Raw genomic sequence first — 19476 nt, 5'->3', positions numbered from 1 at the left:
TTCATTACTCAAAGAGGCTAAACCTCTGATTTCAGATTCAAATCTTACAAAACATGAAACACAAGTTTATTATAATCTTGCTGTGTGGAATGGGTATGTCCTTTGCAAGCCGTGCCCAACAAGACAGCGTCAAAACCATGGATCTTAAAGAGGTCCAAATTAGAAATTTCAGGATTCAAAATCCGATTGACCATTTGCCAAACATCCAAAATCTCCAACTGATTGGAGGCAGAAAGTCTGAGGTTGTTTCCGTCCGGCAATTGGCAGCTAATCTCTCTGAAAAGACAGGAAGGACGATTTTCGCTAAAATTCCATCTGCATTTGTCTATGACATGGACGGCAGTGGTAATCAGATCAATCTATCTGTAAGGGGCCTTGATGGTCATCGGAGCTGGGAATTCAATGTGCGTCAAAATGGCGTCATGATCAATACCGATATCTACGGCTATCCGGCCAGCCATTATTCTATGCCAATGGAAGCCGTAGAACGAATCGAGCTAGTGCGTGGTACCGCCTCCCTGCAGTACGGTCAGCAGTTTGGAGGAATGCTGAATTATGTCTTGAAAAAACCCAGTAATACCCAAAAAATCTCTCTTGAAAACATCAGCACACTAGGCTCTTTTGGACTACTTTCTAATTTCACTTCCATTGGAGGCACAGCCGGCAAATGGAGCTATTATGCATACTATCAAAAGAGAAGTTCCCACGGCTACCGAGATGGCGCTGTATCAGAATCAGATGCGCAGCACGCTGAGATTTCCTATACTTTCTCCCCCACCTTAAAGGCCAAAGCAGAGCTATCCCGAAGTACTTATCTCTACAGCATACCCGGCCAGTTGACCGATGAGCAGTTTGCTGAAGACCCTATGCAAGCAACTAGAACCAGGAATTATTACAGCCCAGAAATCTATATTCCAGCAATAAGCCTACAAGCAAAACTGGGTAAAAACACGGATTTCAGCCTGGTAGGCAGTGGAGTTTTTGGACAAAGAAGCTCAGTGACTTTCGATGGACTGGCCAATGTACCCGACCTGATCAAGCCCGAAACCAATGACTATGCAAATCGGAATGTAGACATCGACAACTACCACACGAGAACAGTCGAAGGCAGAATTCTCCATCACTATACTTGGGGAAGCATCAAAAACAACCTGTCTTTTTCCAGTAGATATTTCAACAACTCATTTGATCGCAGACAACGAGGCCAAGGCACAACAGGCAGCGACTATGACCTCAGCGTTGAAGGTGATTTTCCCCGAGACATGAACCTCAAAAGTCAAAGCATCGCTTTCGCTTTGGAAAATCAATTTCAATTCTCGGACAAATTCTCCCTATCTCCCGGCATCCGAATCCAAAGAGGTAGTTCGGAGATGACTGGAACCATCTCCTACATTGAAGCGTCTCAGGTCCCCAAAGAAATTAACTACGATTTTGTCACGCTGGGCCTCAATGCCAACTATCAAATAGATGTCGACAACAGAATCTATGCTGGCTTTTCACAAGCCAATCGCCCTGTTCTCTTTCAGGACATCATCCCTGGCTCCCCTCTCAACCTGATCAGCTCAGACCTAGAAGATAGTTTTGGATACAATTCTGAAATAGGCTGGGAAAACAACCCCAGCGAGACTTTGCACTTCAACCTTACACTTTTCAACACCTTCTACGGAAATCGCTCGGGCAACCTTCTAGTAGAAAAAGACGGCACCACCTATCTCCAGAAAAGCAACATAGGCGATAGCAGAATGAGCGGCCTCGAGCTGCTCTGGGACTGGGAGTTTTACAGAGGAGAGACATTTTCACTTTCCTTTTACACCTCTTCAAGCTGGATGAATGCGGAATATGTGAAAGGAGAAATATCGAATGGAGAAGAGAATGTATCCATCGTAGGCAATAAAGTCGAAGCCGCTCCGGAGTGGATCAGTAGAAATGGACTCAACTATTCTTCCGGATTACTTCAGCTTTCACTCCAGCATCAGTTTGTAGGTGAAAGCTTTGCAGATGCGCTCAACACCAACATCCCTCCTGCCTCAGGAGCAGTAGGCATGGTCCCTAGCTATCATGTTTTTGACTTGCAAGGAATCTATCATTATCGAAATCTGACATTCCGAGCCAGCCTGCTCAACCTGCTGGACAAATCCTATTTCACCAAGAGACCACAGATGTATCCAGGACCTGGAATATGGCCATCCGATGGCAGAAGTTTGGTCTTCTCCATCGGCTTCCAAATTTAAGACACATAAAAAAGCTCCGGCCAAAGACCGGAGCTTTTTTGAAGGCATCAACACACAATTAATTATTCGTTTGATTCTTATTTTTCTGGAGCTCTGACTCCAGTCTTTGACGAAACTCATCCAGTTTTTGGGAATTTTCTTTCTGCCAAACCTCCATCCTTCGCTGAAACTCCTCTATTCTGGGCTGCTGAGAATCTTGCCATGCTTTCATTTTAGCTTCAAATTCTTTCATCTTTGGCTCCTGCGCTTCTTGCCAAGCCTTCATCTTATCTTCCCACTCTTTCATGCGAGGGCCATTCTCTTTTTCCCAAGCCTTCATCTTATCTTCGAAAGCTTTCATTTTAGGTTCATTGGACTTTTCCCAAGCTTTCATTTGAGCCTCAAATTCCTTCATTCTAGGCTCATTTTGCTTTTCCCATTCCTTCATTTTAGCCTCAAACTCTTTCATTTTCGGCTCGAAGTTTTTCTTCCACTCTTCGGCTCTTTTCTCAATCTCCACCTCTCTCTCCTTCATCTCCTTCTTCCACTTTTCCTTCTCTGCTTTGGTCATCCCCACAGTATCCTTGTGAAACTCACTCCAATCCAAATCACCAAATTCCCAAAAGCCCTCAATTCCTTCAAACTCCATTGGAGGCATTGGCGCCATTACAAATTCCATATCAGGCATCGGGGCCATTTCAAAATCCATCTCGGGCATGGGAGCCATTTCAAACTCCATCTCAGGGGCTTCCATAAAAAAGACCATCTCCGGAGCCTCTGCCAATTCCAAAGTAGGCATGCTACCAAAATCCAAGTCTGGCCCATTTCTAAACACAAAAGCTGACTTTCCTTTGAGTATCACCGTGTCTTTTCCGGAAATCAAAGTATCACCTTTGATCTGGTAAATCATTTTCCCTTTTTGACCACCCTTGATCACAAAGGTCTCCCCATCTTCTGAGGACCAAAATTCCGGCTGACTACCATCGATTCGGATGACCTGTTTTTCTTTCTCTACAGTATCAGAACTGACAAAGGACAGCGGCGATCCGGAGGCGGGAAAAGGCTCAAGATATCCCAGATCGGGATTTTCCAGGTATACATCCGGAATGATAGCAGCTTCTGCGATTGGCGCATCCTGCTGAGCGCTAGCCATCAGACCAGCACTGAATAGAAGTGTAAGTAGCATAGGGATAGAAATAATAGGGTTTTGTGGATATGTCTGGGCAGGCATGCCCATGATTCTTTTGATTCGATTTAATGTTGGGTTTCTCTTTTTACCAGCTGCTAGAGCCAGTTCAGGTGGAGTTTGTTGCGCAAAATTCAACACCTCCGCCAGGCTATAGGCCAGAACTTTAGGCTCTACTCCCGCACTCACCGCAAGATCATCTGCGGCATTTTCACGCAATTCTTTAACGGTCTGATTGATCCACCAAAAACATGGGTGGTAAAAAAACATAACCTCTAAGGAAGACTGAAATAGATTTACCAAATAGTCATTTCGCTTGACATGCGCTAGTTCATGAGCGATAATCGCCTCAAGTTGCGATGCACTGAGATGAAATATCAAACCAGCAGGAATCAGGATAACAGGCTTCAAAAACCCGAATGTGACCGGGGACAATCCTCTATCCGAAACTCGCAAATCCACCGCCTTATCGATTCCTAATTTTTGACTTAGAGATGCTAGCCGGCTGCACAACACACCGTCCTCACAAACTCTACTGGTCGATCTCAGCCCTCTGATTTCGGTCAACGAATTGAAAAGGCGAAACAGGAATAAAACTGCCCCCACAAACCAAAAGTTGACTAAAACCGGCAACTGAACTTCAATCCAAGCAATCAAAGACTCCACGAAACCGAGTGTTTCGGTCGGCCCCTCGGCCAACACCGGAGGACAACAGCCCGCGACCGTAGCGATGACATTTTCGCCATTTGGCAAAATCGCAACCTCATAGACCAGCGTACCGATAGCTGAAAGGAGACTAAGTCCCAGAGCCGAAATAGAAAGATTGTATTTGAAATCCGGGCTTTTTCGAGCAAAAAGCTTTAGGCCAAGCCAAAGCAAAGCCGCTACAATTACTAGCTGCCAAACACTATGCACCAAAGTCCAGCCTAGGGCCTGAAGCAAATTTTCGGGAATCCAATCATTCAAAAGGTTCATGACTGTTTATGTTCTAGTTTGTCTAAAAAAGCACGGATTTCATCCAATTCTTCCTTGGATGGATTGTCTTGTCCCAGAGCCTGCATCACAAGAGACTTGGAAGATCCCCCAAAAGCCGTAGTCATGAGGTTTTTGATCAATGACTTTTGCGTATCATTCTGCTTCACGGCAGGACGATAGATGTGAGTCCTACTCTGCTCATCCCGATCCAGCATTCCTTTGGCATGCATGATCTGCATGATTTTCAAGGTGGTGGTATATCCCGTTTCTTTGGTTTGGGCCAGTTTCTCATGGATCTGGCGCACACTGGCACTTTTCAGCTCCCAGAGTAGGGAAAGTATTTCCAGTTCAGCTTCGGTAGGTTTGCTCATGGCGGATTATACGATTTCTTTCGTACAAAGTTTACGAAGTCTGTCGTACTATCCAAATGATCTACGAAAATAATCGTATTAAAAAGTGTTAAACACCAGATTATGAGGCAGAATATTCAATTCCTGAAATTGATTTTTTGCATTCTTAGTGGTTTGGATATATGGAAAACCAAAAAAACCAATTGATAAACCTTATTGAAAGAAGATGGCGAGACAATCGTCACTCGTCTTCGTAGCCCTGACTTCTTGGCTCTTAGATCTAAAATCTTGGCTCCCACTATGTATATTGAACCCTTTCCATTCAATCCCAGTTATCCCCATCTATGTGTTTGGTAGCATTTTCCTGGAAAAATCACAAGGAGTATCCTTTGGTCATCTCAGCCAATCGGGATGAGTTTTTTGAGCGTCCCACCGCTCCCCTACATCAATGGGACAATGAAATCATCGCGGGCAAAGACCTAAGAGGAGGAGGCACTTGGATGGGTTTCCATCCCAATCGCCGCTGGTCTTTACTGACCAATTTCCGGGATTTCAAAAAGATGGGCCATGGAAAAATATCCAGAGGAAAACTGGTTCAGGATTTTTTGGAAGACTCCATTTCCCCGCTGGATTATTTGAAAGAAATAGAAAAAAATCAAGACTGGTACGAGGGATTCAATCTCTTGGTCTCAGACGGAGAACAGGTTTTTTATTTCAGCAATTTTGGCAAAGGAATAGAAGAAATTCAGCCCGGCATACATGCACTCAGCAACGGCCTGCTCAATGAGCCCTGGCCAAAAACCAGTTTAGCGAAACAACAACTCCAAGAGATTCTCGATCAAGAAATCACTCACTCCAGCCTCCTACAAATTCTCAAGTCCAAGGAAACCTATCCTTTGGAGCAACTCCCAACTACTGGCGTGCCCGAGGAATTGGAAGTGGCTCTTTCGGCACAATTGATCCGCACCAACGGGAACTATGGCACCCGTTCTGCGAGTTCGGTTCTGTGGTACAATGCTGATTTGGTTTCGATCAGAGAAAGAACGTTTGATTGGGACGAACGAATATTTAAAGAAAGCTCAGTAGAAATTCAGACCTATTAATCATATGAACAAAATTTTTGATGTCATCATCGTAGGAGGTGGACCGATAGGCTTGGCCTGCGGAGTAGAAGCCCAAAAGCAAGGCCTAGACTACCTCATTTTAGAAAAGGGCGCCTTGACCAACTCCATTTTCAACTACCCGGTAAATATGAGGTTCTTCTCGACTTCCGAGCGATTGGAGATGGCCGGCATCCCATTTATGTCTGTAGAAAACAAACCTACCCGAACAGAAGCGCTGGAATATTACCGGAGGATTTACTCCCATTTCCAGCTCAAAGTCAATTTGTACGAGGGTGTTCAAACCTTGAAAAAAATCGATGGGCAGTTTGAAATCACCACTACCAAAACCCAGTACCAAACCAAAAAAATCGTATTGGCTACGGGTTTTTATGACTTACCCAATCTGATGAATGTCCCTGGCGAAGAACTGCCCAAAGTCATGCATTATTACAAAGAGCCTTGGCCATTTATTTCCCAAAAAGTACTGGTCGTAGGCGGAGCAAACTCTGCAGTAGATGCTGCTTTGGAAACATGGAGAAAAGGAGCTGAAGTGAGTATGGTGCTGTTAGATGAGGAGGTAGACCAAAACGTCAAATACTGGGTACGCCCTGATATCATGAATCGAATCAAGGAAGGATCCATTCAAGCCTACACCAAATCCAAGATTAAGGAAATTCGAGAAAAAGAGGTCGTGATCAGTACACCGGATGGAGATGTGACGATCGCAAACGACTGGGTGCTCGCTATGACAGGCTACAAACCTAATTTCGCTCTTTTGGATCAACTGGGAGTAGAATTAAGCTTGGATGAAAAACGGCAGCCATGCTACGATCAGGCCAATCAGGAGTCCAATGTACCTGGAGTCTACCTAGCGGGAGTAGTCTGTGGCGGATTAAATACACGTGAATTCTTTATCGAAAACAGCATCGTTCACGCAGACTCTATCATGAAGGATATTCGGGGAAAATTGAATTGAAGGGGAACTACTCCACCTTCAATTCTCCCCAGTAAACCGTAAAATTCTCAGCTTCCTCATCCGGATTTGGCTTTTTCATCCAGTGAATTTCCCCCTCTATGATCTGAAAACTTTGGTAATGCATCTCAGGAAAATCAACGGGAAAAACCTGCCCTGATTCATTGACAAATACAGTTTTCAGCTTCGACTCTGTATTCAGCTTCCTCTTCTGCTCTATGGAAATGTTATTTTCCTTCAGCAAGGAATAGAGATTTTTGCTTGATGGCTTAGAGCTGTAACTAACCAAAAACCCTCCCGACACTTGAGTCAATGCTTGAATTCTTGCCGGAATTGGCTCTACTTTTTGATCACTGATTTGACCCAGTTCCAAACTACCCGACACCCAACTTTCATTCTCTTCAAAATCAGGAAAATTCACCTCCAAACTTTTCAACAGTTCGGGATTGCCCTGATTCCAATCATAGATGTATAAGACAGGTTCATTTTGAAACATTAAATACAACTTGTTTTCTTTTTCACTTAGAAAAAATCTTGGTCTAAAATCCTCAAAAGGATAAATGCCGCCTGCTACAAATTTAGACTCTTGGGGAAATTCAAGAATAAGGCGACTCTCATTGGTTTTGAGGTTTGAAAGAATGAGATTCTTTCTAGCCTTTAAAAAATCAGCATTAAACTCCGTTGCAGATTCGATCAGATCCAAGGAATACAGCAAATATTCTTGCCCATCCAGAGATACTACTTGAGCATCTTGGAAAAGATTGACCCTCCCTCCAAAACTGATTTGCGGCATTACGGGACTTCCAGAATAAACCAACTCCCCATCCTTTTGAAAAACACGCAGGCCAGATAGATAATCCAGCACCACAATTTCACCCTTTTCGGATAAAACCAAAGGCTTGACCATATTTCCAAATGCTCCCGGCACATCACCCTTCTTATCCCATTGGTATTCAATATCCCCTGAATTTTTATTGACCACATATACTTCTGATTCCAAAAAATCTTTGAAGACTACATGCTCTTGATCAGCTGTTTGAAACAAAAATAGTTTAGCCAATACTCCTTTCACCGTCACTGAATCTATCGAGGTGATAGAGACTTTTACACTCTCCTTCTTCACTTCATCTTGCCTCTCAGCTTTTTCACATGACAAAAGCCACAAAAAAGAGCAATAAAAAAGAACCTTTCTCATAGTAATAAAAATTAAAGTCAGGTTCAAAATAACAAGAACTAACAATTGCTCCAACCTCTATAAGGATTAAAAATTCTATCAAGCGCAGAAATTGGCTACCTTTGCAATTCTATGAAAAAGAAGCCATTCAACGTCGTTTACGAGGACAATCACCTATTGATCGTCAATAAAGCTGCAGGAGTCTTGGTGCAGGGTGACAAAACAGGTGATAAAACCTTAACTGATTATTGTAAGGAATACATTGCAAACAAATACAATAAGCCGGGAGCGGTATTCCTTCATCCCATCCACCGATTGGACAGACCTGTCAGTGGCTTGGTGGCTTTTGCCCGCACCAGCAAAGGGCTGGAGCGAATGATGGAGCTTTTTCGCAAAAGAGATATTCATAAAGTCTACTGGGCTATCGTCAAAAAAAGACCGAAGGATGAGCAAGGCAAACTGACCCATTGGCTGACCAAGGACGAACAGAGAAATGTAGTCACCGCACACGAAAGAGAGGTTCCAGGCTCCCAAAAGGCTGAATTGAATTACAAGACGTTAGGAAAGCTGAACGACCACTGGCTGATCGAAGTCCGCCCTATTTCAGGCCGCCCTCATCAGATCCGCGTTCAATTGGCATCTATGGGCTGCCCTATCCGAGGTGATTTGAAATATGGTTTTGTCAAGGCCAATCCTGATGCGAGCATCAACTTACATGCTTTCAATTTGGTGTTTGTACACCCAATCAAAAAGGAAAAAATGTATTTGAGAGCCGCCTTGCCTGAAAGCGAATTCTGGGAGCAATTCTACGAGTTTGAAGAATTAAAGGCTAAAGATCAGCACCTGGACAATAGTTATTCGGGTTAATCTCATGTAGGTTGCTGCTGCTTGACTTTTAAGCCAGCGAGCAACTATCTTGGTTTATTCCTATCTTAGTTTTCCATGAAAAATCTACTTCTCGCCTTTATCGTTTCACTCTTATTCTTTTCTTGCACTGAGAAAGAAAATTCTCGAGTGATCTACATCGTGCGGCATGCAGAAAAAGAAGCCGTGCAAGACCCTGATCCAGAATTAAGCCCAGAAGGAGAAGAAAGAGCTGCTAAACTTGCTCAAATCCTAAAAGAGCAAGACATCCAAGCCATCTACAGCACAGACTATAAACGCACCCAACTGACCGCTCAGCCTACCGCCGCTCAAGTAGGTATTGGGATCGAATCTTACGACCCCAGAAATCATGACGCTCTGGTGGAACTGTTAAAGAAATCTGAAGGTAACTCTCTGGTGGTCGGACACAGCAACACTGTCAGTCGATTAGCCAATTACTTTGTGGGAGAAGGAGAAAACTTTGAAGATCTTCAGGATAGTGAGTATGATTTTATCTATGAAGTTCATCTGCACTCAGAGGGCAATACCGTCCTCAGAAAAGTGTATGCAGACTATTAGACGATCACTAGTTCTATCCCCTTTTCCTCCAGTTTTGCCCGGTAGAGTTCTGGAATCCCTGCATCAGTAATGATCACATCTACATCCTCCAGATCAGAGATTTTTCCGAAACTTTTCTTTCCAAACTTCCTACTATCGGCCAGCACGATAGTCTTCTGAACTGAAGCTATCATACGGGCATTCAGATGAGCTTCCATCATATTGGACGTAGTCAAGCCATGATCCAGACTGACACCATCCACACTTAGAAATAGTTTATTGCAAGCAAAACCCTGCAGCATCTCCTCTGCAAAATGCCCCACAGCAGATCCACTACTTTTTCTCACCACTCCTCCCAGCTGCACCAGCTCCACCTCTTGACAAGCCAATAGCGCCAGCGAGACATTCATAGCAGCAGTCAAGACTGTCAATCGCTTGGATTTTGGAATAGCCTGAGCAAAAGCCAGCACTGTAGTACCCGAACCGATGATGATCGCTTCCTGATCCTCCAAATAATCTAGCGCTTTCAAGGCTATGGCCGTTTTCTCCTCCACTTGCTCCAGCTCTTTTACATGGACCGACCGATCTGACACATAGGGTGAAACAGTAGTCGCGCTTCCATGAGAGCGATACAGCAATCCTTTTTCTTCCAAAAGCCGCAAATCCTTCCTGACAGTCACCATCGTGACGTCAAGCGATTTGGACAGATCTGATACCGTCACAAACCCTGACTTACCCAACTCATCTAAGATATATCGATGTCTTTCCGCTTGCGTCATTTCTTTTTAATTGAATTTAAAATTACGAAAAGAAAGAATAATTCATAACAATAGTTTTCTTTTGTTTCTTTTTATATCCTTTTTCTCTTACTTTTAGAATGAAATGAATAGAAAGGAAAACTTAAAACAAATCTCAGATTCTTCTAAAATTTGGGATATCGCTGTGATCGGAGGCGGATCATCTGGCCTAGGCGTAGCACTGGACGCCATCTCCAGAGGCTTGACAGTCGTCTTGCTGGAGAAGGCAGATTTTGCCAAAGGCACATCAAGCAGAAGCACCAAGTTAGTTCACGGCGGAGTACGATACTTGGCCCAAGGGGACGTCGGGTTGGTCTTAGAAGCCCTGAAGGAGCGTGGAAAACTTCTCCAAAACGCTCCTCATCTAACGCAGAATCAGGCCTTCATCATCCCCGTTTATACCTGGATGGATCGCATCACGTATAGCGCTGGGCTAAAGCTCTATGACTGGATGGCCGGCAAATTGAGCCTGGGAAGTAGCTCATTCATTTCCAAAGAAGAAACAGTGCGTAGAATGCCTACCGTCAAAAAAGATGGACTCAAAGGCGGAATCGTTTACCACGATGGGCAGTTTGACGATGCGCGGCTTGCGCTGGCTATCGCTAAAACTGCCGATGATGCGGGAGCGTGTATCCTCAATTACGCATCTGTCAAAGACCTCATCAAAAGTGATAAAGGCAAACTATTGGGGCTAAAAGTCCGAGATGAATTGAGCGGAGAAAAGTACACCATCCACGCCAATATGGTCGTCAATGCTACCGGAGTATTTGCGGATAAAATCCTACAAATGGATCAGCCGGGATCGGCCAAGATGATTCAGCCCAGCCAAGGAATTCATTTGGTATTAGACAGAAAGTTCTTGGGAGGAAATGACGCCTTGATGATCCCGAAGACACGAGACGGAAGAGTCTTATTCGCGGTACCCTGGCAAGACAAACTGGTAGTCGGCACAACAGATACCCTGAGAGAAAAGCCCAAACTGGAGCCTAGTCCGCTTCAAAGTGAGATTGACTTTATTCTGGAAACAGCGGCCAGTTACTTGACACAAGCGCCTACAAGAGAGGATGTACTTTCAGTTTTTGCGGGCTTAAGGCCCTTGGCCAGACCCAAAGAGGAAGGAGCCAAAACAAAAGAAATTTCCAGATCTCATAAAGTGATCGTATCCCCATCCAATCTGGTCACTCTGACTGGAGGCAAATGGACCACCTTTCGCAAAATGGGCGAGGATACCGTAGAATATTTCACCCAGATCACAAGAGAAATCATCACACCAAGTCAGTCGATGAACATGCTACTTTCAGGCTACACCAAAACGCCCCCCGCTGGTCACTGGTCCGTCTATGGTGCAGAAGCCTCTAAAATCCAACAAATCGCCAGTTCAAATCCTCTTTTAGCAGAAAAAATCCATCCTGCCTACCCGTATATCATGGCTGAAATCTATTGGGCCATCCATCAAGAAATGGCGGTCAAATTGGAAGATGTGCTCGCAAGACGTATCCGCTTGTTGTTTCTCGATGCACAGGCAGCCATTGACTGCTCCGAAAAAGCAGTGAAGCTCATGGCAAAAGAACTCAATAAAGATGAAGCTTGGGCAAGCAAAGAACTCGAAGACTTTCAGAATGTGGCCAAAAAGTATTTAATTAAAGCTTAGTAGTAAACCGACTCTTTCCTTTTTTTATTACAATCAACCCAAAGCAATGACCCAAACCAAAAAATACATCATGGCCCTGGACCAAGGCACGACCAGTTCCAGAGCGATTATTTTTGACAAAAAAGGGCAAATCATATCCGTAGCCCAAAAGGAATTTCAACAGCACTTTCCCGACCACGGCTGGGTGGAGCATGATCCGCACGAGATATGGACATCCCAATCATCCGTGATGATCGAGTCTCTGGTCAATCAGGAGATCGCCGTGGAGGAAATTGCCGCCATAGGCATCACCAACCAACGAGAAACCACCATCGTATGGGACCGAAAATCAGGTCAGCCACTCTACAACGCCATCGTGTGGCAAGATCGACGGACATCCTCCTACTGTGACCAACTCAAAAAACAAGGGCACACCGAGCTGGTAGCCTCGAAAACCGGCCTAATCATCGACTCCTATTTTTCCGCTACGAAGATCCGCTGGATTTTGGAAAATGTAGAAGGAGCTAGAGAAAAAGCAGAGTCTGGAGAATTGGCCTTTGGCACAGTAGACTCTTGGCTCATCTGGAAACTGACCCGAGGTGCAGAGCACATTACCGACATCACCAATGCCAGCAGGTCCATGCTTTTCAACATTCACACCCAAGAATGGGACGAGGAACTGCTGGAGCTTTTTGAAATTCCCAAAGCTATGCTCCCTGAGGTCAAATCCTGTTCTGAAGTATATTGTGAGACAGCTGGAGATGTGTTGCGCAGCAAAATCCCAATTGCAGGTATTGCCGGAGATCAGCAAGCTGCACTTTTTGGTCAACTCTGCATCGAACCGGGCATGGCTAAAACCACCTACGGAACAGGCTGTTTCCTTGTGATGAATACAGGCAAAGACCCCGTCAAATCGCAAAATCAGCTTTTGACAACCGTCGCTTGGAAAATCGGAGATGAAATCAACTATGCCCTAGAAGGATCGGTATTCATTGGCGGTGCGGCAGTGCAGTGGCTTCGAGATGGCATGGAGCTTTTTGACCATGCCAAAGAAACCGAAAAGCTTGCCATGAGCTTGCCAGATAATGAAGGAGTTTATTTCGTGCCGGCTTTGGCGGGTCTTGGAGCTCCTCATTGGGATCAAAATGCAAGAGGCGCTTTTTTTGGAATCACACGAGGCACGACGATCGCCCATTTTAGCCGGGCTACACTGGAGGCTATCGCTTACCAAGTCCACGATGTGATCAAGGCGATGGAAAAAGATGCGGGCGAAAAAACCAAAGAATTGCGCGTGGATGGAGGGGCTACGGCAAACAACTTCCTGATGCAGTTTCAGGCAGACATGCTGGACTGCGAAATCAAAAGACCTCAAATCATCGAGACCACCGCTATCGGTGCAGCCTTTCTGGCAGGTCTGGCTATCGGTTTTTGGACCAAGGAAGAAATCCATGCTCTCTGGAATTCGGATAAAAGCTTCAAGCCCAAAATGGAGGATGCCAAGCGGGAAAATCTGCTTCACTTCTGGAAGAAAGCCGTCGAAAGATCAAAAAACTGGGTAGAATAAAATGAACATTTACATCGCAGAATTTATCGGAACGGCGCTCTTGATCCTATTGGGGTCAGGAGTGGTAGCAAATGTTGTTTTGCCCAAAACCAAAGGAAATGATTCCGGGTGGATCGTCATTACCACCGCTTGGGCTTTGGCGGTCTTTGTAGGAGTTGTGGTCGCTGGCCCCTATAGTGGAGCTCACCTCAATCCTGCCGTCACAGTTGGTTTGGCTTTGGCGGGGAAATTTGACTGGGCACTCGCTCCAGGATATATTTTGGCACAAATTGCCGGCGCTGCAATAGGTGCTTTCCTCTCTTGGCTCGTGCATATAGACCACTTCAAAGCCACCCAAGACCCTGGCGAAATCGCCGCCCCTTTTGCCACGAGTCCTGCAATCCGAAATCTTAAAAACAACTTTATCTCTGAAGTGATCGGGACATTCGTTTTGATTTTTGTCATCCTCTATATCACTGGAGCAGAGATCGCCGATGAAAGCAAAACGCCAATCGGCCTAGGGTCTGTTGGAGCTATTCCTGTCGCATTTTTGGTCTGGGTAATCGGAATGAGCCTAGGAGGCACGACCGGATATGCTATCAATCCAGCGCGTGACCTCGGCCCTCGTATCGTCCACCAACTTCTTCCTATTCGAGGAAAAGGCAGTTCGGATTGGAGCTATGCTTGGGTCCCTATTTTGGGGCCGATTGTAGGAGCAGCTCTGGCAGCAGGACTTTATGCCATGGTGGGTTTTTAAACATGTAAAATGAAAGGCAGCTTCAAAAGTTTTTCGTCCTTCCCTTCCATCACAGTGGATCGGAAGGATGAAAATATTAACTTTTGAAACTGCCTTATTTAAGTCAAACTCTTACTGAAGAGTTTATTTTTTATACATCGTGAACATCCACATTCTTTTCTCAAGATCCGCTACGAATGTAGTGAGCATGTCCTCCGTGGAAATATCCCCAGCTTCTCCGGCCAATTCAGCGGCTTTTCTCTGAGAGCTGATCAACATTCCCAGTCCATTGATCACTTGATCGACAGTCTCTTCCTCACTGCTCACATCCGTCACTTCTTTGTGAATGGTATGAGACAGGTAGTCGGAATATGAATGTAGTGGCTGATAACCAATTGTCACTATTCGCTCCGCCAATTCATCTATATTTTGATAGAGTCTGGTGTAGAGCTCTTCAAATTTTTCGTGAAGAACAAAGAAATCATTGCCTTTTACATTCCAGTGAAAACCTCTCACATTTTGGTAGAAGACATGATAATCCGAAAGGATATCGTTCAATTGTCCATGCAATTTCTTCATTTGCTTCTCATCGAGATTCAAATGATTGGAAAGAGTTGCTCGTTTCATGTTTGTGGTTGACATAGTTTTAATTTTTGGTTAGTTGTATCTTATAGTCCAAAGCCCTCTCCAAACTAGCCCTCAAAAACAAGATTTTAGTCCAAATGTGATTTTCAAAATTTTCATTTGAAAATCGATTGACTTCAAAATAAAAATTCAACCTGTCCTTCTGCCGATCAAAAAAGGGTGTGAAATCATCTCCACACCCTGTAGAACATTCCTCCTCACGCAGCCCTGAATTTAGGATGCCTCATCGGAATGATCCTCTTCCTCTTGCTGTGCCAGTAGCATTTGAGACAGATTCTCTCCTCCTTTGATCCCAAAATCCAACGTACGAATCGGGAAAGGAATCGTAATATCCTGCTCATCAAAGGCATTTTTGATGACTTTTATTGCCTTACTTTTCATAGCAAGATAGCCCGGCTCTCCAGGATATTCGATCCAAAATCTTGTATTGAAATTGATCGAACTACCACCAAATTCCTCGTAGTCAAATATGATCTCGTCCTTTCTGATGATTCCATCCATGCTCCCGATCGCTTTGCGGACGATTTCTTCCACTTGTTCTAAATCCTCAGCATAGGACACCCCTGACTCTATTATAATCTGACGATGAGAGAGGGATGAATAATTGATGATATTTCCCTGCAGCAGCTCCTTGTTTGGAATATACACTTCCTGTCCCTGAAAAGTCTCCAAAACAGTTACGCGTAGATTCGTTCGCAATACTTTCCCCATAATATCATCTACTTCTATTACATCCCCGATCCGATAGGGTTTTCTGAAAGCGAGAATGACACCTGAGACGAAATTGGCCGCGATATCCTGAAATGCAAATCCTAAAGCCAGACCAACTACTCCTATCCCCGCCAGCAACGAGGTAACTGCTTTTTCCAGTCCCAAAATCCCCAAAATGATAAAAATCCCCAAGCCCAAAATCATCCAGTGGACTACAGTGGAAAGAAGATTTTTGAGAGCGACATTGGAAGAAGTTTTTGAAAAAATCCGCACTGCCAGACGTGTACCGTATTTGGCCAAGAGTAAAAAGAAAATAAATACCAATACGGCTACGACCATATTGGGAATCATAGAGATAAAAGCGTCTATCCAGCCTTCAAGCTTGGCGACGACTGTATCTACAGGTTTTTCTATAGCTAATTTCATTTTTTAGATTGTACTTTTTCTACTTTGACATTTTTCACCTCCACTGCTGTGTCCACAGGCTCGATCTTTCCCGAGGTGCGCTTGGTATAGATATAGGTGATTTTTGCTCCAAAAAGGAAAATAAGAGAAGCGTAGTAAGTCCATACCAATAAGACGACTAAGGATCCACTGGCCCCGTACAAACTCGTCAGAGAACTTGCCCCGAGGTATATTCCGATGAGCAATTTGCCCACTACAAAGAGTCCTGTAGTGATAAGTCCTCCGACCCAGACATCCCGCCATTTGAGCTTCGCATCGGGTAGCACCTTATACATCAGGGAAAAAATCAACACAATGATTCCGAAGGAAACGATCTCAGATCCGACTTCCATCACGATTTGCGACAGAAAACTATTGAACTGTCGGAGATAGCCTCTGAAGAGCACCAAAACAGCCTCAATCACCAACGAAACCAACAAAATAAAGCCTATCCCCAACACCATGGCAAAGGACAGTAAGCGGTTGATTGCATATTTGACCAGCCCTTTTTCAGGCTTGGCCTCGATGTTCCAGATTTTATTGATAGCGAGTTGCAATGAAACAAATACTGAGGTGGAACTGAAAATCAATGCTCCAGCCCCAATGATTTTGGCCCAAAAAGTACTGTCCTCATCAATGGCGGCTTTGGACAAGATGATCTCGATCTGCTCGGAGGTATTGTAGCCTATCAGTGAAGATATTTGTGAGATGAGCTCTTCCTGGATTCTATTTTCCCCATAGAGAGTAGCACCCACTGATACGACGATCAGTACTACCGCAGGAAGAGAAAGCATGGTATAAAAAGAAATCGAAGCCGAATAAGTAAATGCATCCTCCTTGAGAAATGTGGAGAAAGCTTCTTTCAGAATATGCCAGATTCGTTTGACCATGATGGGGAGTGAGTTAAGAAAAAAAGCAGGATCGGTAGATACCAACCCTGCTTTTATTGGGTTCTAAGCAACTTATTATTTGTTGTCACCGTCGAAGGTTTCGTCTACTTCAGCTTTGAAGTTTTTCCACTCTTTCTCAATATCTCTGGTGGTTTTATTCACTGAAGTTTTGATGTCTTTCCAGGTGTTTTCTGATGCTTTTTCGATGTCAGCCAAAGCTTTCTCGATTTCTGTTTTCTCTTCTTTAAGCTCTACTTCCATCTCTTCGATTTCAGCTTTCATCTCGGCGTTAGCTTCATTTTTCTTAGCTTCCAATTCATTGATCTTTTGATCAATTTCGGACTCTAGTTCTTGAAGCTCCGCTCTCATTTCTGCTTTTTCTTCTTCGAGATTTACTTTGACTTCCATCAGTTCTTTCTCTTGCTTTTGAGTTTGATTTTCTGAGCAGGACATTGCAGTCAATCCCATTGCTACACATCCTATTGCTAGTGCTACTTTCGTTTTCATGATGTTATTGATTTATTGGTCAGTTTTTTAATTCGTTTTATTAAAGTTTAATTAAAGACTATTGATTTCTTCCTTGATGTCATCAATCGTCTTACCTAGCTTGCGCTGAAGTCTACCTAGTAGCTCCTCTTCTTGACCCTCTTCGTAAAGAAGATCGTCGTCTGTCAATGAAGCATACTTCTGTTTCAACTTCCCTTTGATCTCAGTCCAAGATCCTTCAATTCTCATTTTAGTGTCAGTTTTCATAATTGTGGTTTTTTGGTTGTTTTTCTTATGCCTCAATAGTTTCAATCGAAGTGCCAATGCCAAAAAACACCTCAAAAGGCTGAAAACAGCCATTTCTCACAGATGACATGGGGAATCATTTTCATTTTTGTGTAGAGATTTCCACAAAGAGAGCCAGTGATCAAGCTAAAAATGGCCAAAAACCGATATATGGGCCTTGGCATCTTTTTTTCACTTAGGAGTGAACAAAAGATTTATTCACTAAACACTACTAATATGTTACGTTGGGCCTTAGGATTCTTAATTGTAGCGATAATCGCTGCGATATTCGGATTTGGAGGAATAGCCGCAGGTGCTGCCTCCATTGCAAAAATTTTATTCTTTGTATTTATAGTCATATTTCTCCTTACACTCATCTTCGGAGGAAGGGTATTCGGAAAGTGACAGGATATCTCAGAAAGAATTAAGGCTATTTCAAATTTGAAATAGCCTTTTTTTATTACATCTCAGGAAGGGGAAACTCGATCTCAAACGTAGTCCCTTTTCCGACTTTACTTTTGACCTGAATGCCAGCATTGTGACTGGACAGGATATTAAGCGTCGAGGTGAGCCCGAGTCCCGTGCCGTTGGACTTATTGGTATAGAACGGATCAAAAATCTTTTTCAGGTCTTCTTTTTCGATCCCTGCGCCATTGTCCTGGATAACCACAAAAATAGAATTGTCCTGAATCTTTGTTTCTACCCCCAGCACTCCTTGCTCGTGCAGGATCGCTTCTATCCCATTGATCAGGATATTGACCAGAGCAATGGAAAGCTTTTCTCGATCGACAAAAATTCTAGGAAGTGATTCGGCCAACTTTTGATCGATTTTGATTCCTTTTAGATTTGCCCGGTCTTTCACTAGCTCCAGGACATCTCCCAAAATATCGTTTACGGACACCAGTTCCAGCTGAAGTTCTTTCGGCTTGGAAGAGCTCAACAAATCTCCTATGAGCGTCTCTATCCTATTGGAGCTTCTCTGTATAATCTGGGTGTAGGTGTTTAGACTTTCATTTTCCGGATCTACTTCATCCTTCAAACTATCCAAAGCTAGGTTGAGATTGGTCAATGGATTTCGGATTTCATGCGCAATAGTCCTGGCAAGTTTCCCTGTCATGGATAGCTTTTCGGCTACCATCATATCCAATTCTGCCTTTTTCCAAAGCGTCAGATCTCTGATGATCCCTTGATAACAGCAATAATTATCAGCCTGATCAGCGATGAAAATACAATTGAAAAGACATATTTTGACCTCTTGATCTTTAGTTTTCAAGGTCACTTCAAAATCCTTGACGACTTCTTTCTCACGAAGCTGCTGGATCACATATTCGTAATCTTCCTGATCGGCAAATATCGAACTCAAGGGCAAGTTTTCGACTTCGTCTTCTTGGTACCCAAAAAAATCCAGAAGCGACTGGTTCACCTCTAGAAGGTCAAACTCTTCACTTGCTAAAAAAATCCCATCGAATGATCGCTCAAATAGCGACCTGTAGCGTTTCTCTTTTTCATCCAGTTCGCGGATGATATTCCCTTGCCTGACAGTATATCTGATAGATCTCTCCAGCGTATCGGGAGTCAATTCTCCTTTGACCAAATAGTCAAAAGCACCAGCCCGACTGGCATCGATATCTACCTGAGAGTCATTTCTACCTGTGAGCAAGATCGCCGGAGTGAAGATCCCCTGCTTCTGAATGAAATCTATCAATGCCAAACCAGTCTCCTCGCCCAGATAGAAGTCGATCAAAAACAAGTCATACTCTCCGTGTAAAATTTTTTCTTTCCCGACCTTGGGATTAGGCTCCCAGTCCAGTGAAAAACGAAAATTCTTGATATCTGTAAGATACTCCCTGATCAAGAACGCATCGTCTTCATCATCCTCGATCAGGAGTATTTTGGCATCTTTAAAAGGCATTCAA

19 protein-coding genes are annotated in these 19476 nt (G+C 43.9%); 9 read left to right on the top strand and 10 right to left on the bottom strand.

Annotated features, from left to right (window positions below; all coding sequences use genetic code 11):
* Positions 1–53 precede the first annotated feature (53 nt).
* A complete protein-coding gene (locus G460_RS0110225; protein ID WP_026955263.1) occupies positions 54–2231 on the top strand; it encodes a TonB-dependent receptor family protein in 2178 nt (725 codons plus the stop codon).
* Positions 2232–2289: 58 nt separating this feature from the next.
* Here G460_RS0110225 and G460_RS0110220 read toward each other — a convergent pair whose 3' ends face one another.
* Positions 2290–4371 (bottom strand): M56 family metallopeptidase, encoded by a 2082-nt coding sequence (locus tag G460_RS0110220; protein ID WP_026955262.1) that lies wholly within the window; start codon positions 4369–4371, stop codon positions 2290–2292.
* Positions 4368–4742: a BlaI/MecI/CopY family transcriptional regulator gene (locus tag G460_RS0110215; RefSeq protein WP_026955261.1), complete on the bottom strand. Its 375-nt coding sequence runs from the start codon at positions 4740–4742 to the stop codon at positions 4368–4370. Before G460_RS0110215 ends, G460_RS0110220 begins: the two co-directional genes overlap by 4 nt.
* Before the next feature lie 323 nt (positions 4743–5065).
* Here G460_RS0110215 and G460_RS0110205 point away from each other — a divergent pair, with 323 nt between their 5' ends.
* Positions 5066–5824, top strand: coding sequence for an NRDE family protein (locus G460_RS0110205; protein WP_026955260.1), 759 nt, complete (start codon positions 5066–5068; stop codon positions 5822–5824).
* 4 nt (positions 5825–5828) lie between these two features.
* On the top strand, positions 5829–6800 hold the full coding sequence (locus G460_RS0110200; RefSeq protein WP_026955259.1) for a YpdA family putative bacillithiol disulfide reductase: 972 nt from the start codon (positions 5829–5831) through the stop codon (positions 6798–6800).
* A 7-nt stretch (positions 6801–6807) separates the two neighbouring features.
* Here G460_RS0110200 and G460_RS0110195 read toward each other — a convergent pair whose 3' ends face one another.
* On the bottom strand, positions 6808–7992 hold the full coding sequence (locus G460_RS0110195) for a hypothetical protein (protein ID WP_026955258.1): 1185 nt from the start codon (positions 7990–7992) through the stop codon (positions 6808–6810).
* Between the two features lie 111 nt (positions 7993–8103).
* On the opposite strand from G460_RS0110195, the gene G460_RS0110190 reads away from it, so the two are divergent.
* Both G460_RS0110190 and G460_RS0110185 read left to right on the top strand, forming a co-directional pair.
* Positions 8104–8838: an RluA family pseudouridine synthase gene (locus G460_RS0110190; protein WP_026955257.1), complete on the top strand. Its 735-nt coding sequence runs from the start codon at positions 8104–8106 to the stop codon at positions 8836–8838.
* A gap of 75 nt (positions 8839–8913) precedes the next feature.
* Entirely contained in the window at positions 8914–9414 is a 501-nt protein-coding gene (locus G460_RS0110185; RefSeq protein ID WP_026955256.1) for a SixA phosphatase family protein, read from the top strand.
* Here the strand turns inward: G460_RS0110185 and G460_RS0110180 are convergent.
* Positions 9411–10172 (bottom strand): DeoR/GlpR family DNA-binding transcription regulator, encoded by a 762-nt coding sequence (locus G460_RS0110180; protein ID WP_026955255.1) that lies wholly within the window; start codon positions 10170–10172, stop codon positions 9411–9413. The genes G460_RS0110185 and G460_RS0110180 overlap by 4 nt on opposite strands.
* A 103-nt stretch (positions 10173–10275) precedes the next feature.
* Between G460_RS0110180 and G460_RS0110175 the strand changes: the two genes are divergently transcribed.
* From G460_RS0110175 to G460_RS0110165, 3 genes are read left to right on the top strand one after another with little or no spacing between them, the layout of a single operon-like run.
* Positions 10276–11841: a glycerol-3-phosphate dehydrogenase/oxidase gene (locus G460_RS0110175; RefSeq protein ID WP_026955254.1), complete on the top strand. Its 1566-nt coding sequence runs from the start codon at positions 10276–10278 to the stop codon at positions 11839–11841.
* Positions 11842–11887: 46 nt separating this feature from the next.
* Positions 11888–13384 carry a glycerol kinase GlpK gene (gene glpK, locus G460_RS0110170; protein WP_026955253.1) on the top strand — a complete coding sequence of 499 codons (1497 nt, stop codon included), beginning with the start codon at positions 11888–11890 and terminating at the stop codon, positions 13382–13384.
* A 1-nt stretch (position 13385) separates the two neighbouring features.
* A complete protein-coding gene (locus G460_RS0110165; RefSeq protein WP_026955252.1) occupies positions 13386–14120 on the top strand; it encodes an MIP/aquaporin family protein in 735 nt (244 codons plus the stop codon).
* Positions 14121–14243: 123 nt separating this feature from the next.
* Here the strand turns inward: G460_RS0110165 and G460_RS0110160 are convergent, their stop codons facing one another.
* The 5 genes from G460_RS0110160 to G460_RS0110135 form a co-directional block, all read right to left on the bottom strand.
* Positions 14244–14726, bottom strand: a complete 483-nt coding sequence (locus tag G460_RS0110160) for a Dps family protein (RefSeq protein WP_026955251.1) — start codon at positions 14724–14726, stop codon at positions 14244–14246.
* 231 nt (positions 14727–14957) lie between these two features.
* A complete protein-coding gene (locus G460_RS0110150; RefSeq protein WP_026955250.1) occupies positions 14958–15881 on the bottom strand; it encodes a mechanosensitive ion channel family protein in 924 nt (307 codons plus the stop codon).
* Positions 15878–16789, bottom strand: a complete 912-nt coding sequence (locus G460_RS0110145; RefSeq protein WP_026955249.1) for a YihY/virulence factor BrkB family protein — start codon at positions 16787–16789, stop codon at positions 15878–15880. The genes G460_RS0110150 and G460_RS0110145 overlap by 4 nt, the downstream gene beginning before the upstream one ends.
* Positions 16790–16864: 75 nt before the next feature.
* Positions 16865–17296: a sll1863 family stress response protein gene (locus G460_RS0110140; RefSeq protein WP_026955248.1), complete on the bottom strand. Its 432-nt coding sequence runs from the start codon at positions 17294–17296 to the stop codon at positions 16865–16867.
* Between the two features lie 51 nt (positions 17297–17347).
* Complete coding sequence (locus G460_RS0110135) at positions 17348–17542, bottom strand: CsbD family protein (protein WP_035464339.1); 195 nt, start codon at positions 17540–17542, stop codon at positions 17348–17350.
* Between the two features lie 171 nt (positions 17543–17713).
* Between G460_RS0110135 and G460_RS22870 the strand changes: the two genes are divergently transcribed.
* Complete coding sequence (locus G460_RS22870) at positions 17714–17965, top strand: DUF1328 family protein (RefSeq protein WP_425393930.1); 252 nt, start codon at positions 17714–17716, stop codon at positions 17963–17965.
* 55 nt (positions 17966–18020) lie between these two features.
* On the opposite strand, the gene G460_RS0110125 is transcribed toward G460_RS22870, so the two are convergent.
* On the bottom strand, positions 18021–19472 hold the full coding sequence (locus G460_RS0110125) for an ATP-binding response regulator (RefSeq protein ID WP_026955245.1): 1452 nt from the start codon (positions 19470–19472) through the stop codon (positions 18021–18023).
* Between the last annotated feature and the right edge of the window lie 4 nt (positions 19473–19476).

Origin of the sequence: Algoriphagus vanfongensis DSM 17529 (assembly GCF_000429465.1) — a bacterium.
Taxonomy (GTDB): domain Bacteria; phylum Bacteroidota; class Bacteroidia; order Cytophagales; family Cyclobacteriaceae; genus Algoriphagus; species Algoriphagus vanfongensis.
The sequence above is the reverse complement of the archived record's forward strand: the minus strand, read 5'-3'. Positions and strand labels throughout refer to the sequence as shown.